The organism is Sulfitobacter sp. M85 (assembly GCF_029285915.1).
Taxonomy (GTDB): domain Bacteria; phylum Pseudomonadota; class Alphaproteobacteria; order Rhodobacterales; family Rhodobacteraceae; genus Sulfitobacter; species Sulfitobacter faviae.
On the sequence record NZ_JABECQ010000004.1, the window covers coordinates 256,474 to 269,266 of the forward strand.

Sequence of the window (12,793 nt, forward strand, 5' to 3'; positions counted from 1 at the left end):
GGGCTAGACGTGCGCGCACCGCACGATATAGCGTGCAATGCAGCGACGGCACGCCCGCGCGGGAAAGGGTACGGATGGAGTTTATGGCGCAATTGCTGCCCAACGCATCGGCAAATGAGGTGAGCGCCTTGGCGCTTGCGGGCGCGGGTGGCGCCTATGTGCGCGCGATCTTTTCGCCCGAGCCGCGCCTGGCCCGCCGGGTGGCTGAAGGTTTTGCCGGCGCCCTGGGGGCAATCTTTCTCGGGGGTCTGGTCGGGCACGTCTTGGACAAGCTGACCGGTGCGGAGGCTTACGCCTATTTCGCAGCCGGTTTTTTGATGGGTGAGGGCGGCCTGGCCGCGGTCCAGCGCGTGCGGAAACTCATTTTTGACAAGGTGGAAAAATGACAAATCTAACGGCGTTACTGGTGGCCAATAATATCACCAGCCTTTCAATCGTGATCGCCTGCTGGTGGCTTGCGCACCAATACGCCCGCGCCTTTCCGCCGGGCCGCTTGATCGCGGCGGGCTTTGCGCTTTTGGGCTTTTCGGTGCTGATTACTATGTTCGCGCGCAATGAAGGTCTATCAACCGCTTGGCTGGTGGTTGGGTCCAAGGGCTTGATTGGCCTGGTGCTGGTGCTGATCGCTCTGCGCCGCCATGCGCTGGAGCGCCGCGCGGCGCAGGGTAAGCCTTGTGAGTTCTGCGGCGCGGCCCCCGATCCCGAGGCGCTGCCCCATGTATAATGACCGCTTAGACAAGGCCCAAATTATCTTGCGCGCCCTGGCCGGCTATGCTGGCCCGATTGATGGTGACCCCGGCCCCTTGACCTTGGCGGCCGCGGATCGCGTGCCCGCGCGGATGGCACCCGGCCGGGCGCCTGTGACGCCCGAGCGCCGCGCCATTGCCGCCGCCCAAGCCTCTTTGATCCAAGCTGGCTATGAGCCGGGGCCGGTGGATGGCTACTGGGGGCCGCAATCGGATTTTGCCTATAGCGATTGGCGCGCGGCCAATAACCTCGGGCCGGCCCTGCCGGATCGCCGGGCAGAGGTCAATTTCGGGACCGAGGCGCAGATGGTCGAGATTTATGGCCAGCCTGGCAGCCCGCGTTGCACCGCCGGCCGGGTGACCGTGCCCTGGAAAATGGTTCTGGCCTGGGCGCCCAAGCAAGAGGTCACCGAAATTCGGTGCCACGAATTGATCGCGCCGGCCAAGCAACGGGTTTTCGAGCATGTGGCGGATATCTACACGCCCGCGCAAATCATTGACCTGGGGCTGCACCTTTTTGGCGGCTGCTACAACCTGCGCCGCAAGCGCGGCGGTTCGGCCTGGTCGACGCACGCTTGGGGCGTGGCCGATGATTTCGACCCGGCGCGCAACCGCCTGTCGTGGAAATCCGACCGCGCGCGCCTGGCCAAATCCGATGCCGCCGGCTGGTGGCGGGCTTGGGAGGATGAGGGCTTTTTGAGCCTCGGTCGCGCCAAGAATTACGATTGGATGCACGTTCAAGCGCCGGGGCTGCGCGGGTGAGCGGCCGGCTTATCCTGGCCGGCCTGGCTTTGGCCGTGATCGCGGGCGGTGGCTTGGCGCTGGAGCGCGCCGGCTATGCCCGCGGCCGGGCCGAGGTGGTGGCCGAGGCCCAGGCCGCGCGGGCGGACCTGGAGGCGGCGCTGGTGGCGCGCCAGGCCAAGCTGACCGCCGCCCTGGCCGATCTGGAGAAATCCGAGCACGCCCGCGCGATCCTGGCGGCTGACCTGGAGGCCGCGGCTTGGGCGGCGCCCGATGCGCAAGACATGGAAGATGCGGCGCGGCTGGAGCGGCTGCGCGCGCGATGGGGGGCAAAGCCATGAGCCGAGCAATGCGTGATTTTTGGGCGGCGATGATCCTGGTGGGCTTGCTATTTGCCCTTGGTGCTTGCGCGCCCAAGCTGCCGGCCGCGGCCCCCGAGGCGCGGCCCGATCTGCCCGAGCGGGCCTTGGCGCCCTGTCCGGCGCCGGGTGAGTTCTTGGCCGCGGGGCCGATGGCGCGGGCTGAATTTGAAATTGCCGTGGGGCGGATGGGCGATGCTCTGGCGGCTTGTGGCGGTGAAAAGGCGGCCCTGGTCGCGTTTATCAAGGGCGCGCTGGCTGATCTGTCGCGCGGCGGAAAGGATTAAATATGGCGTCTGTCAATCGCGCGGAAATCATTGGCTATCTCGGGCGCGATCCCGAGGTGCGCAGTTTTCAAAACGGGGGCAAGGTCTGCAATTTGCGGGTTGCCACCTCGGAGGTTTGGAAGGACCGCAACACAGGTGAGCGGCGCGAGAAAACCGAGTGGCATAGCGTCGCGGTTTTTACCGAGCATTGCGTGCGTTTTGCCGAAAACTACCTGAAAAAGGGCGCTTTCGTGCGGATCGTCGGCAAGATGGAAACACGCAAGTTTCAGGATCAATCGGGCGCTGATCGCTATGTGACCGAAATCGCGGTGCGCGGTTTTGATGGCGAGGTGATGGGCCTGGATCGCTTACCGGGCCAGGGCGGTGGTCAGGGCGCGGGCGGCGGCCAGGGCGGCGGCTATGGCGGCCAGGATCAAAGCGGCGGCCAGGGGTCGCGTGACCCGCGGTCATCGCATGACATTGATGATGAAATTCCATTTTGAGAGGGCGCGCGATGAATGAATTAAGCGGAAATCAAGCGGCTTGGCTGGTCTTGGGTGTCCCGGCGTCGCTGGGGTGGGTCGCGGCGCTGTTGGGGTGGCTTCTTGCGCCGCATCTTGGCGTTGACCCGGCACCGCTTGCCTGGGGGCTTTGCGCGATGATGGGGTGGTATATCCTTTGCATGGTGGTCGCCTCGGGGTGGTTTGGCATTGCCCTATTCTTGGGGGCGTTCTGATGCGGCGTTTTGCCCTTTGGCCCCGCCGGTTTGGCAAGACCGCTGCGGTGCGCGCGGCCATGATAGACGCCAAGGCTGCCGTCCGCGGCGATATAGCCTGTTTGCTGCCGGTCGAGGATCGCGCGCCCGAGTGCCGGCCGCGCCGTGATGCGTTGCCATCGCGTGACCCGCTGTCGCCGCGTGACCCGCTGGCGCAACTGCCCGAGCGGCGGGTGTTTTGGTGGGCTGGGGCTGAAACCGGCTTGCGGCTTTATATCTCGGGCCGGCTGGTCTTGCATGAAACAGCCCCGGCCGCCCTGGCGGGCCTGGCCGAGCAATGGCTAACCGCGGCACGGCTGCGGCGTGCCTGGGCGGTGCCGGGGGCGGCCGATCCGATCACGCCCGGCAATGGCTATGTGACGCGGCCGGCCGATCTCTACGGGCTGGCCCGTGCGGCGCTGGACTTGGCCACACGGGGCGGCCTTGCCGCCTTGGCGCGCGATGCCGCCGTGCCGGTCACCGATGCCCCAGTGGCGGCTGCGGTGCCGCCCTGCAAGGCCAAATCCGATCCCGACGAAATTCTGCGCAACCTACAAGGACAAATTTGATGAAACGTATTTTGGCAAGTATGGCCGGCCTGATGGGCCTTTCCGCTTTGGCGGGGCAGGGGGTATCGGTCGAGGTGGACCGCGCGGCTGATCCTGACCCCGCGCCCGCACCTGATCTGTGCCCGCTGGCCGAGGCGATCCAGGCCGCGCAGCGCGGCGCCCAGGTGTTTTTCGTGGTGGGTGAGGCGCGGCATATCAACCTGGCCAAACGCGAGTTTATGCGCCGCTGCCCCGATCTGGTGGTGGGCGCGCAGGGCCGCTTGCATTTGGGCGGGGGTGAAATCTTGGTTTCCTCGGCCCAATGTGGCGCCGAATTGGCCGCGGATTGGCCAGGGCTGATCCTATTTGATCGTGGCGTTTTGGAGGGTCTGACGGATGCCGAGGCAACCCGCTGGCGCAATGCGGCCCGCCGCGCGCGGATGGCGGCCGAGGTGGCCGAGGTAGCGCCGGCCGAGGCTGACCTGGAGGACGCCCTGGCCGCGCCTGAGGTGGTCGCGATGATGGACGGCCGCGCATCGCATGGGGTCTATGTGCCCTCGGCCGATCCATCGCCCGCCGATCTGGTCGCGCCGGCTGCGGTGTCGCGCCAGGTGCGCCGGCAAATGGAACGCTTGGCGGCCAAGGGGCGCAGCCTATGAGCCGGCGCGAGGTAAGCGGCGCCGCGCCCCAGGTGGTGGCCTTGGATGATCTGCGCGCCGAGTATGAGGCCAAGGTGGCCGCGCGGGCGCGGGCTGGCGTCACGGGCGAGGTGCTAAAGATTATGAAGGGGGGGCGCAATGTCGCGGTGCTGGTGCCCTCGGCGGCGGCCGCGGCCGCCTTGCTGCCGGAATTGATCGCAGCCGGGTTGCGCCGCGTGCCAGGCGGGGATCGCCTCGGCCTCGGGCGCCGGCGGTTGCGCTTTGTGCTGGCCGGCTCTGATCCGGCGGCCCTGCGCCATTTTAATGGGCGCTTGATTTGGGGTGAGGATTTGGACGCCGGCGCCTATTCGCTGCAATGGGAAAAGCTGGCCGAGACGTTGGAGGTTAGGTGCAAAATCCGCGCCGCGGTTGAGGCTGAGCGGCCGGCGCCGGTGGCGCAGCTTGATCGCCTCGGGGGCGCGCCGTGCTGATCGTCGCCGCGGTCTTGGGTGCGATCCTGGGTGCGGTCGCTGGCCTTGGTGTCGCCGCTGCCGTTGTTGTTTGCGGCCGCGGTAGCATTTGGCCTGGCGCGTTGCCCTTGCTGGTGTTTGCCGGGGCCGGCATTGGGGCTTTGGTCCCGGTGCTCGGCGCCGCGGCGCGTTTTGTGTGAGGGGCGATAATGTTTGATTTTCTGCGCGGGGCTTTTCGCTGGCATACGGTGCTAGATACCGGCGTTTGGCGCTATCAAGAGAACGCGGCCACGGGGCGGCGTCGAGCGCGCAAGATTGGCGCCGGTCACCAGGCGGTTGACCGCGCATGGTTGGATCATGCGGAGGCCGGGCCGCCGGTCTTGCCGAAGGGCAACCGGTCTGCGGTGCGCGTGGCCGGTGTCGGGCAGCCGGCGCGGCGGAGCGAGGCTGTGGTGATCCCGCGGCAAAAGCCGCTGTGGCGAATATGAGCATGGCGCGCTTGGCGCTGTCGGTCGATACCTCGGATTGCGTAGCGGTGGCCGGTGCGGCCGCGAAGCTGGCCGAGGCTTTACCATGGCCCGCGCGTGAGGATTTTAGGGCCGAGGCGCAACGGCTTTTTGATGCGGGGCGGGCGGTGGTCTTTATTGAGCCGGTTCGGGGGCCGATGCTGGAGGCGATAGGTTCGCCTGAGTTTTTGGACCTGATGCGCAGGTATGAGGCTAAAAGGGCGAAAGGGTGAATATGTCTAATGCGGTTGAAATGAGTGTCTCGGGAGCGCGTTGCTTAATTGATGAAAATGGCGTTTCCGTTCGGGCTGATCCAATAGTGATAAAGGTCAGACGATTTTCACGGGTTTTGCGATATTCGCATTATCTGTGCCGGCTAGTGCGTAAATCTTCTGGCACATGAGGTCGTGCCAAACAATCAAGAGGCCCTGGTGGAAGCGCCGGGGCTTTTTTGCGTCTATGGGGTGCTTTGCGGGATTGCGGCCCAAGCGGCGCCGCCCCCAAAAAAAAGCGCCCCCTGGGCAGGTAAGCCAGGGGGCGAAGTTTTGGCAGTTCTGATCGGTTGAACCTTGCACGATATTTAGGGCGTTGCAAGGTGTCGGGCTGGGGTGATTTGCGGCTAACTGTTGATTTGGGGCAAAAAACCTTGTGTCAGTTTTGTGCCAATATCCGAAATCAAACCGCGATTTTTCCTAACTTTCCGTAACATTTCAGAGGCTTGCGCCGCGCGATATGTCCCGAAAAAAAGTGCAGCTAAGGGCTTGTCATTGCTTGGATTTTTGAGATAGACCGATCCGCGGAGACGTGGCCGAGTGGTCGAAGGCGCTCCCCTGCTAAGGGAGTAGGCCCGGAAGGGTCTCGAGGGTTCGAATCCCTTCGTCTCCGCCACCCACACCTGCACGATAGCACCGCCCCCGTTCGGGCCGTCATCGCAGCGCCCCCAGCGTACCCCCGCTTTGCAACTTTGTAACATTTGCCCGGCACGGTCTCACCAGCCCTCCGCCTTATTCTCGGCAGAATTTTCGGCCAGCATTCTAAACATCCGGGGGGACCAGATCCTTGGCGATGACGGCGAGACGCCCCATTGCTCAGCGAAAGGGAGGTTCCAGATGTTGGTTAACGTAAGAGACTGGTCTCGCATCCTGCATAATTGCATCTTCTCCGATGCCGATCAGTCGCTCTGTGCAAGGGCGTGGCAATACCGGGAGGAGAGCGTTCTTTGGGCGCTTTGGGTCATGATCTTCACCCCGGGCCATTGCGAGCGGAGTTTCCGCCACCATCGCAAGATGCTGCGCCTCAAGGCAGGCAGCTCGGCGGGCAGCGGCGGGTAACAAAGCCGCCAACAAGCACGTTATCCCCGCGGAATTCTCCGGCTGGGCAGTTGCATGCAGATGCATTCACGTTCACTTTGCCGGCAACGCCGCAGGCGGCCGGTTTGACCGCGCCGCTGGCCTTACCCAAGCAAAGGACAGCTATGCTTCGTCACGATCCCATTTACCCGTCCCACCGATCTCCTGTGGTTGCCGACAATGTCGTCGCGACCTCTCAGCCTTTGGCCACGCAGGCCGGTCTCTTGATGATGCAGCAGGGGGGCAATGCGGTGGATGCGGCGATCGCCACCGCCGCGGCGCTGACGGTGGTGGAGCCTACGGGCAATGGGCTGGGTTCTGACGCTTTCTGCATCCTGTGGGATGGGGAGAAGCTGCATGGGCTCAACGCCTCGGGCCGCGCGCCTGCGGCTTGGTCGCCTGAGCGGTTCCCCGATGGCATGGTCGAGCATGGTTGGGACAGTGTCACCGTGCCGGGCGCGGTCAGCGCTTGGGTCGAATTGATGGAGAAGTTCGGCAAGCTTGATCTGGCGACGGTGCTGGCCCCGGCGATCCGCTATGCCGAAGAGGGCTTCCTCGTCTCGCCCACTATCGCGACACTCTGGGCGCGCGGGGCCGAGGTTCTGGGCAAGCAGCCGGGATTTGCCGAGACCTTTCTCCCCGAGGGGCGCGCCCCGAAAGCGGGGGAGCGGTTCCGCAATCCCGGCGCGGCCCGCACCCTGCGGCTGATCGCCGAGACCAATGGCCGCGCCTTTTACGAGGGGGAGATCGCCGAAGAGATCGTGGCCCATGCCAAGGCCAATGGCGGCGCGATGACCATGGCGGATCTGGCGGCCAATAAGCCCGAATGGTGTGGCACGATCAGCCAAAGTTTTGACGATGTGGAACTGCATGAGATTCCGCCAAACGGGCAGGGGATCGCCGCGCTGATGGCGCTCGGCATTCTGGAGTATAGCGACATCCGCGCGCATGGCGCAGACGACCTGATGGCGGTGCATTTGCAGATCGAAGCCTGCAAACTCGCCTATAGTGATCTGCATGCCTATGTGGCGGATCGCACGGCCATGACGGAGGTCGACGAAAAGGCGCTGCTCGATCCCGAATACCTCAAGTCGCGCGCCGCGCTGATCTCGACCGAGAAGGCGCAGGACTTTGGGGCGGGCGCGCCCAAGCAAGGCGGCACGGTGCTGATGAGCACGGCAGATGCTTCGGGCATGATGGTCAGCTTCATCCAGTCGAACTACGCGGGCTTCGGCTCGGGCGTGGTGGTGCCGGGGACGGGCGTGTCGATGCAGAACCGCGGCTTTGGCTTCACCACTGAGCCGGGGCATCAGAATATCGTGGCGGGGGGCAAGCGGCCCTTCCATACGATCATCCCCGGCTTCGCGATGAAGGACGGCCAGCCCCTGATGGCCTATGGCATGATGGGCGGCCCGATTCAGGCCCAAGGTCATATGCAACTGCTGCTGCGCACGCAGCTTTGGGGGCAGGACGTTCAGGTCGCCGCCGATGCGCCGCGCTGGCGCATTCTGTCGGGGCTGGAAGTGGCTTGCGAGCCGGCGATGGCGCCCGAGCTTTTGCAAGGGCTGCGCGATCTGGGCCATGTCGTCCATGTCGAAGCGCCGGACAACGCTTTCGGCTTCGGCGGCGCGCAGCTGGTGCAGCGCTTGCCCGAGGGCGGATATTCCGCCGGGTCCGATCCGCGCAAAGACGGGCAGGCGGCGGGTTTCTAATTAGGGCCGCTACCCCTGTGAGTTTGGCATGGCCCGTTCCAGGGCCATGCCGTTTTGTTTTCAGCCTTGCCCGCGCATCGCGTCGACCGACCACGGCCCCGGCCCGGCGGCTGCGAGGTAGAGAAAGCCAAAGCTGTAAAGCGCCGCTAGTTCACCGCCATTCAGCAGCGGAAAGAACCCCTGCGGCATATGCGCGATGAAATAGGCCACCGCCGTCAAGCCGCTCAGGATAAAGGCTGACAGGCGCGAGAACAGGCCGATCGCCAGCAAGACGCCAAAGACCAATTCGATTACGCCCGCGATTCCACCCATCGAGGCGATCGACACACCGTTCATCGGTCCGGCTGGAAAGCTAAGGATCTTGGTCGTGCCATGTTGCAGCACCAAGAGCCCCGACATGATGCGGAAAAGCGAGAGTATCTGCGGCTGGTAGGGGGAGAGGAAGGTCATGTTTTCCCTTTCAGGACATTGAGTTGTTCATACGATCCCAGTTTCAACCGCAGCCCGTGCAACCCGTCCAGCCCTAAGCGCCGGAGGAGGGGATGTGTCACGGACCTGTGATGCCGGCCCCCGGTGCCGAACCGTGTCGCGGGGCGCATTTCACGTGGGTTTGCAGATAATCGAAAAAAATTCGCTTCAATCGGTCAATTGCTCTTGCGCACCCCGGACCGCCCGCGTTAAAGAGCCGCTGTCCGAGGGCGTTGCCCGAAAGACAGACATAGGCATTCCGGCGTAGCTCAGCGGTAGAGCAGTTGACTGTTAATCAATTGGTCGTAGGTTCGATCCCTACCGCCGGAGCCAACCTCCTCTGAACTGGTTGGAAACAAACGAAAAAGCGCTCCCTCGGGGGCGCTTTTCGCGTTTCGGACACAGGTTTTGACACACCGCCTTACACACTCCGGACACAACGGAGTCACAAGGAGTCACTCTTGGTGCCACAACCCCGTTCCAAACACGCGCGCATTCCTCATCTCGAACTTCGACCTCAGGGATACGTTTGGCGACGACGAATCCCCCGTTCAATCCTTCATCTGGATGAGGTCGCGAAAGGCCCCCAACCGCCAGGACTCGTCCCAGATCGGGTCAAACCGACCCAAGCCATGTGCGTTTTGCGCAATGCAAACCTGCCTTCGGACGGGATACCGGATTTGCATAAGAATAAATGTGGGATTCAAACCGTCGTTGCGGGATCCTCAGTATGTTTTCCGCTGAAGACCTATGCTTTGCCGGAGGCCGCTGCTCTTGCCCGCAAGCTCAGTGCCCTCAGTGATCAGATTTTCCTCTACGCAGCGACGACCATGAGCCTTTCTCTCCAAGATACCAGAACCTTGCTGACAGCTTTCGCCCGCTTCGAAATCGAGGCGGATGATCGCGAGCGTGCGCTGGCAGATCCAAGATCGCCTAAGCTTGCGCAGGCGGCACTTGAACGAGAGGCCGCCCGTCAGACGGTTCTGCGGCAGGCATTCCTTCAGCATGATTACAGCGTTGTGCGGGAACCGCTGCGGCATGTTGCCAACCATCTTGGCATCAAACTTCCCGATGCGGCGAGCGAACAGGCGCGCCTTCTCGCCTACGAAGCTACTCGCGTGATGCTCGATGCGAGCCAAGAGAAGGTCCGGCGCGACCAAGGAGAGTTCCCCGGTCCGAGTCCCTACTTTTCCAGCGTGATTGCTGAACAATCAAACCCTGGCACAAATGCCCAAACTCCCACGACGATGACGTCCATCGCTCCTACTAACAAGGAAGAAGCCATGAAATTGTTTCCCCGATCTTGGTTTGCATCAATCAAAGAGTCGCCACTTCAAACGGAGGTTCTTGAAGAACACGCACCTGCGCCCTCCACGCCTGCGCAGGAGGAAGGGCTCCACGCCCTATTGAGAAGCCGAGGTGTGCTGCAGTCCTGCTCTCCTGAGGTTCTCGCAGCTTTAAAGAAAGGTGGTGCAATGGAGGTGTCAGACGGCTTTTTGGTCTATACCGCCTTGAAGTCCGCAGGGTTCGGCGATGAATGGCAAAGGCATCAGAAACCGGACAAGGCGGTAGGGGACAAGTGGCAAAAGTCATCGCTTTCCTCAGTGAGGACGGCTTCCAAAATTTGGGCCGAGGAGTTTCGAGCGACAGAATTTACGCAAGCGTCTCCCGACGACATTGAGAGCACAATTGAAATGATCCGGAGGCTGTCAAAATACCATGGCAAGGGTAGAAAATATACTGCGAAGAGCTACCGAGCGCTAAACGCCAAAGTGGATAAGCGCGAAGCGGCAGCCATGGATGCGGCCGAGCGCGAAGCCCGGCGAAACGGCATCACCAATGAGGCAGAAATTCGCGACCTCCGCATGGCAAAGGCTGAACCACGACTGCGCGTGAATACCTTCGTGCGGCTTGTCCGCTCCGTGAATAGAGTGGGCACCATGCTCAAGAAGCTCGGTGTTATTGAAGTGAATCCCTTCGATATCTGCTCCTTTACCAACCGTGAAGAAAAGGCCTTGAAGGCGACGGAGGCCCTGCTGGAGCGGGAACCCTGGGACGATCGGTTTGACGAGTTTTTAGCGTCTCCAGTGTTTCAGGGGAAGGCGAATGGCGACGCAGATCCACTCTTCTGGATGCCGCTGATTGCCGCCCTGATGGGGCTTCGCAGTGAAGAGGCCGCCCAACTGGGACCGATGGATGTTCAATGGGACAGCAAGGTCGCCTACGTCATCGTGCGGCAGGAATTGGGAGATTCAGTCAAATCTGCAAATGCGACGCGAAAGGTTCCGGTGCATCCGGCTTTGATTGAACTGGGTTTCTTGGAGTTGGCTGAGCGGGCAAAAAAGAACGGCCAACGTCGCCTCTTTCCTTCGCTTAAGCGAGGTGCGAACAAGGGCACCTACACCGAGAATTTCACAAAGACATTCGGGTATTATCGCCGCACAAATGACGTCTATTGGCACGGGCTTGATTTCCACGCCCTACGCACCACATTCCACCACCGTCTATTAGATGCGTCTTGTCCGGGGGCCCACCGGCGCAAACTTATGGGGCACGAACCGTTAGATGAAGGAGAGAAGTCCTACGCGCAAAAGGGCATCAGCATGCCAAGCCTTCTGAAGGAGGTGGGCAAAGTTCCGTTCGATACAGCGCGCGTGCAGAGTCCGCTCGCGGGTTATCTCAAGGCATCGCATGAAGGTAATGGACTACGCCTGGTGCATAGGAGTGGGTCATGAAACAGAAGGGCAACAAGTTTAAGGGGGGGCTTGGCTCTCGTTCAGACGGAGGGAAGAGCAACTCAGGAGAGGAAGATGACCTTTCGTTCGAAGTGATGGAAGAGGGAGATGCTATGGTTGCATCCGGCACTGTCGCCGAGAGTAACACAGGATCAACTTATGTGGCTGTTTGCTACTGGGGCGCACAACTAACGATAGAAGCGACCTATCAACCGAAGCGGCGAGGGCCGATTAATGCTTCGTTCTCTATTCCTCTGGATTTCTCCGAACCTTCCTATCTGTTCCCCCTCCTCGAGGGGGAGCAACCGTGGAGCGATTGGGTGCCGATCGAACGCTTCGTGCGTGAAGCCATGGAGGCCATGCCGATTCCGCCATCGGAGATTGAGATTCTCAAACGCCATCTTAGGGTTCTAAGATCTGTGAGAAACGGACCAGAGGTTTCGAAGCTCCTTTCCGCGCGGCCGGAGAAACTCCGCCAAGACGCCCTTGCCGGTGTGGATGACGAGCAGGTGGCCAGTCAACTCGCAGGAATAATTGAGGGGCTGCAACGGAATATAAACCATCCTAAAGTTCCTTTAAAAACTCTCGCCGCGGCTGGCAACTTCATACGAATGTATGAGGAGTTCTTCCGTGAACAGCAGCGGCGTGATGCGATGTCGGCATACAACAGAATAGGCGAGAGGATATTCTTGAAAGAAATTGGGCAAACTCGTCATAGGCCTTATCGGCGGTAAATTCGGGGCTGAATATTTAGGGGTAAGGCCCAAAATCTCCCAGACTGAAAGCGTAAAGGGCTCGGAACCAACAATCTGGATTGGTGATATATCTTCCCATAGCTCAACTCCAAGGCGGCTGAACACGGCCCACTCACATCGTCCCAGAATTGCGGCCCTGGTTCCATTGGCCACGCAACGCAATTATGCTTAGGGAAAGCCGCGCGGCGCCACTTCGATTACAGCGATGTCGAACTTTTTCAATCTCCAACATCGCGGCCTGCGCACGTCCGAAGTATGCGCGGACCGGCGCTCACCCTCATTAAGTGACACTTCCACATACTCTCTCCTGTGCGCTAACGCCTATGTGCCAAAGGATCAGAGTTCATGTCACAGAAGTGGGTGTGGGCACCTGTTAATATCGATTTTGCGAACTTTTGATCCACAATCAAGCGCTTTAACCAACTGAGCTAAGACGACACTCGGGCGGATTTAGCGCCGGCCGGTTTTAGCGTCAACTTTGTGATAAACTCGGTTCAGCAGAGTAGGAGCACCGGGATGACAGGCCCAAAACCGAATGAATCAGACCCCGAGTGGGAGGAATGGTTTATAGAGAAGATGGGCCAGCCTGGGCCCGATGAGGAAGCGTTTTTCGAACGACTGCGGCGCCTTGGGCTTGGAGTTGGCCTCGATGAGGACGGGAACCTTGTTTACGACAAAGAACTTCCCGAAGCCAAGAACGGGCTTGGAGAATAGACCCTGTTCACGGCGCTGTAGTGTTAGTGATC

The 12,793-nt window shown here is 61.4% G+C and carries 18 protein-coding genes and 2 tRNA genes; 19 read left to right on the forward strand and 1 reads right to left on the reverse strand.

The features are described 5' to 3' along the window. Positions 1–83: 83 nt before the first annotated feature. From HKX24_RS09920 to HKX24_RS09990, 15 genes are all read left to right on the forward strand, one after another. Complete coding sequence (locus HKX24_RS09920) at positions 84–386, forward strand: hypothetical protein (protein WP_132447046.1); 303 nt, start codon at positions 84–86, stop codon at positions 384–386. Continuing rightward, complete coding sequence (locus HKX24_RS09925; protein ID WP_276153970.1) at positions 383–724, forward strand: hypothetical protein; 342 nt, start codon at positions 383–385, stop codon at positions 722–724. The genes HKX24_RS09920 and HKX24_RS09925 overlap by 4 nt, the downstream gene beginning before the upstream one ends. A gap of 28 nt (positions 725–752) precedes the next feature. Further along, positions 753–1,508 carry a hypothetical protein gene (locus HKX24_RS09930; protein ID WP_276153971.1) on the forward strand — a complete coding sequence of 252 codons (756 nt, stop codon included), beginning with the start codon at positions 753–755 and terminating at the stop codon, positions 1,506–1,508. Beyond that, positions 1,505–1,828, forward strand: coding sequence for a hypothetical protein (locus tag HKX24_RS09935; protein ID WP_276153972.1), 324 nt, complete (start codon positions 1,505–1,507; stop codon positions 1,826–1,828). Before HKX24_RS09930 ends, HKX24_RS09935 begins: the two co-directional genes overlap by 4 nt. Positions 1,829–1,836: 8 nt before the next feature. Beyond that, positions 1,837–2,133: a hypothetical protein gene (locus tag HKX24_RS09940; RefSeq protein WP_276153973.1), complete on the forward strand. Its 297-nt coding sequence runs from the start codon at positions 1,837–1,839 to the stop codon at positions 2,131–2,133. A gap of 2 nt (positions 2,134–2,135) precedes the next feature. Next, positions 2,136–2,615 (forward strand): single-stranded DNA-binding protein, encoded by a 480-nt coding sequence (gene ssb / locus HKX24_RS09945; protein ID WP_276153974.1) that lies wholly within the window; start codon positions 2,136–2,138, stop codon positions 2,613–2,615. A 232-nt stretch (positions 2,616–2,847) separates the two neighbouring features. Continuing rightward, entirely contained in the window at positions 2,848–3,435 is a 588-nt protein-coding gene (locus HKX24_RS09950) for a hypothetical protein (RefSeq protein WP_276153975.1), read from the forward strand. Continuing rightward, a complete protein-coding gene (locus tag HKX24_RS09955) occupies positions 3,435–4,073 on the forward strand; it encodes a hypothetical protein (protein ID WP_276153976.1) in 639 nt (212 codons plus the stop codon). The genes HKX24_RS09950 and HKX24_RS09955 overlap by 1 nt, the downstream gene beginning before the upstream one ends. Further along, complete coding sequence (locus HKX24_RS09960) at positions 4,070–4,543, forward strand: hypothetical protein (protein WP_276153977.1); 474 nt, start codon at positions 4,070–4,072, stop codon at positions 4,541–4,543. Before HKX24_RS09955 ends, HKX24_RS09960 begins: the two co-directional genes overlap by 4 nt. Next, complete coding sequence (locus HKX24_RS09965; protein ID WP_276153978.1) at positions 4,537–4,722, forward strand: hypothetical protein; 186 nt, start codon at positions 4,537–4,539, stop codon at positions 4,720–4,722. Before HKX24_RS09960 ends, HKX24_RS09965 begins: the two co-directional genes overlap by 7 nt. Positions 4,723–4,731: 9 nt before the next feature. Then, positions 4,732–5,010, forward strand: a complete 279-nt coding sequence (locus HKX24_RS09970; protein ID WP_276153979.1) for a hypothetical protein — start codon at positions 4,732–4,734, stop codon at positions 5,008–5,010. Next, positions 5,007–5,261 (forward strand): hypothetical protein, encoded by a 255-nt coding sequence (locus HKX24_RS09975; RefSeq protein WP_276153980.1) that lies wholly within the window; start codon positions 5,007–5,009, stop codon positions 5,259–5,261. Before HKX24_RS09970 ends, HKX24_RS09975 begins: the two co-directional genes overlap by 4 nt. Positions 5,262–5,826: 565 nt before the next feature. Next, positions 5,827–5,916: transfer RNA gene (locus HKX24_RS09980), tRNA-Ser, on the forward strand. Between the two features lie 221 nt (positions 5,917–6,137). Next, positions 6,138–6,359, forward strand: a complete 222-nt coding sequence (locus HKX24_RS09985; RefSeq protein WP_209217413.1) for a hypothetical protein — start codon at positions 6,138–6,140, stop codon at positions 6,357–6,359. A 143-nt stretch (positions 6,360–6,502) separates the two neighbouring features. Beyond that, the gene (locus tag HKX24_RS09990; protein WP_271691943.1) at positions 6,503–8,089 is read left to right on the forward strand and encodes a gamma-glutamyltransferase family protein; all 1,587 of its coding nucleotides are present in this window, start codon (positions 6,503–6,505) and stop codon (positions 8,087–8,089) included. A 60-nt stretch (positions 8,090–8,149) separates the two neighbouring features. Here HKX24_RS09990 and HKX24_RS09995 read toward each other — a convergent pair whose 3' ends face one another. Continuing rightward, positions 8,150–8,539, reverse strand: a complete 390-nt coding sequence (locus tag HKX24_RS09995) for a DoxX family protein (protein WP_271691942.1) — start codon at positions 8,537–8,539, stop codon at positions 8,150–8,152. 276 nt (positions 8,540–8,815) lie between these two features. Here HKX24_RS09995 and HKX24_RS10000 point away from each other — a divergent pair. The 4 genes from HKX24_RS10000 to HKX24_RS10015 all read left to right on the forward strand — a co-directional run bounded on the left by HKX24_RS10000 (position 8,816) and on the right by HKX24_RS10015 (position 12,761). After that, positions 8,816–8,890: transfer RNA gene (locus HKX24_RS10000), tRNA-Asn, on the forward strand. Positions 8,891–9,237: 347 nt separating this feature from the next. Then, a complete protein-coding gene (locus tag HKX24_RS10005; RefSeq protein ID WP_276153981.1) occupies positions 9,238–11,292 on the forward strand; it encodes a tyrosine-type recombinase/integrase in 2,055 nt (684 codons plus the stop codon). Further along, complete coding sequence (locus tag HKX24_RS10010) at positions 11,289–12,026, forward strand: hypothetical protein (protein ID WP_276153982.1); 738 nt, start codon at positions 11,289–11,291, stop codon at positions 12,024–12,026. The genes HKX24_RS10005 and HKX24_RS10010 overlap by 4 nt, the downstream gene beginning before the upstream one ends. 537 nt (positions 12,027–12,563) lie before the next feature. Further along, positions 12,564–12,761 carry a hypothetical protein gene (locus HKX24_RS10015; protein ID WP_276153983.1) on the forward strand — a complete coding sequence of 66 codons (198 nt, stop codon included), beginning with the start codon at positions 12,564–12,566 and terminating at the stop codon, positions 12,759–12,761. The last annotated feature ends 32 nt before the right edge of the window (positions 12,762–12,793 follow it).

Bases quoted from the DNA above. Each gene is read 5' to 3' on its own strand.
- HKX24_RS10015 (WP_276153983.1), top strand. From the start codon at position 12,564: ATGACAGGCCCAAAACCGAATGAATCAGACCCCGAGTGGGAGGAATGG.
- HKX24_RS09940 (WP_276153973.1), top strand. From the start codon at position 1,837: ATGCGTGATTTTTGGGCGGCGATGATCCTGGTGGGCTTGCTATTTGCC.
- HKX24_RS10010 (WP_276153982.1), top strand. From the start codon at position 11,289: ATGAAACAGAAGGGCAACAAGTTTAAGGGGGGGCTTGGCTCTCGTTCA.
- HKX24_RS09950 (WP_276153975.1), top strand. From the start codon at position 2,848: ATGCGGCGTTTTGCCCTTTGGCCCCGCCGGTTTGGCAAGACCGCTGCG.
- HKX24_RS09960 (WP_276153977.1), top strand. From the start codon at position 4,070: ATGAGCCGGCGCGAGGTAAGCGGCGCCGCGCCCCAGGTGGTGGCCTTG.
- HKX24_RS09955 (WP_276153976.1), top strand. From the start codon at position 3,435: ATGAAACGTATTTTGGCAAGTATGGCCGGCCTGATGGGCCTTTCCGCT.
- HKX24_RS09920 (WP_132447046.1), top strand. From the start codon at position 84: ATGGCGCAATTGCTGCCCAACGCATCGGCAAATGAGGTGAGCGCCTTG.
- HKX24_RS09985 (WP_209217413.1), top strand. From the start codon at position 6,138: ATGTTGGTTAACGTAAGAGACTGGTCTCGCATCCTGCATAATTGCATC.
- HKX24_RS09990 (WP_271691943.1), top strand. From the start codon at position 6,503: ATGCTTCGTCACGATCCCATTTACCCGTCCCACCGATCTCCTGTGGTT.
- HKX24_RS09925 (WP_276153970.1), top strand. From the start codon at position 383: ATGACAAATCTAACGGCGTTACTGGTGGCCAATAATATCACCAGCCTT.
- HKX24_RS09975 (WP_276153980.1), top strand. From the start codon at position 5,007: ATGAGCATGGCGCGCTTGGCGCTGTCGGTCGATACCTCGGATTGCGTA.
- HKX24_RS09970 (WP_276153979.1), top strand. From the start codon at position 4,732: ATGTTTGATTTTCTGCGCGGGGCTTTTCGCTGGCATACGGTGCTAGAT.
- ssb (WP_276153974.1), top strand. From the start codon at position 2,136: ATGGCGTCTGTCAATCGCGCGGAAATCATTGGCTATCTCGGGCGCGAT.
- HKX24_RS09995 (WP_271691942.1), bottom strand. From the start codon at position 8,539: ATGACCTTCCTCTCCCCCTACCAGCCGCAGATACTCTCGCTTTTCCGC.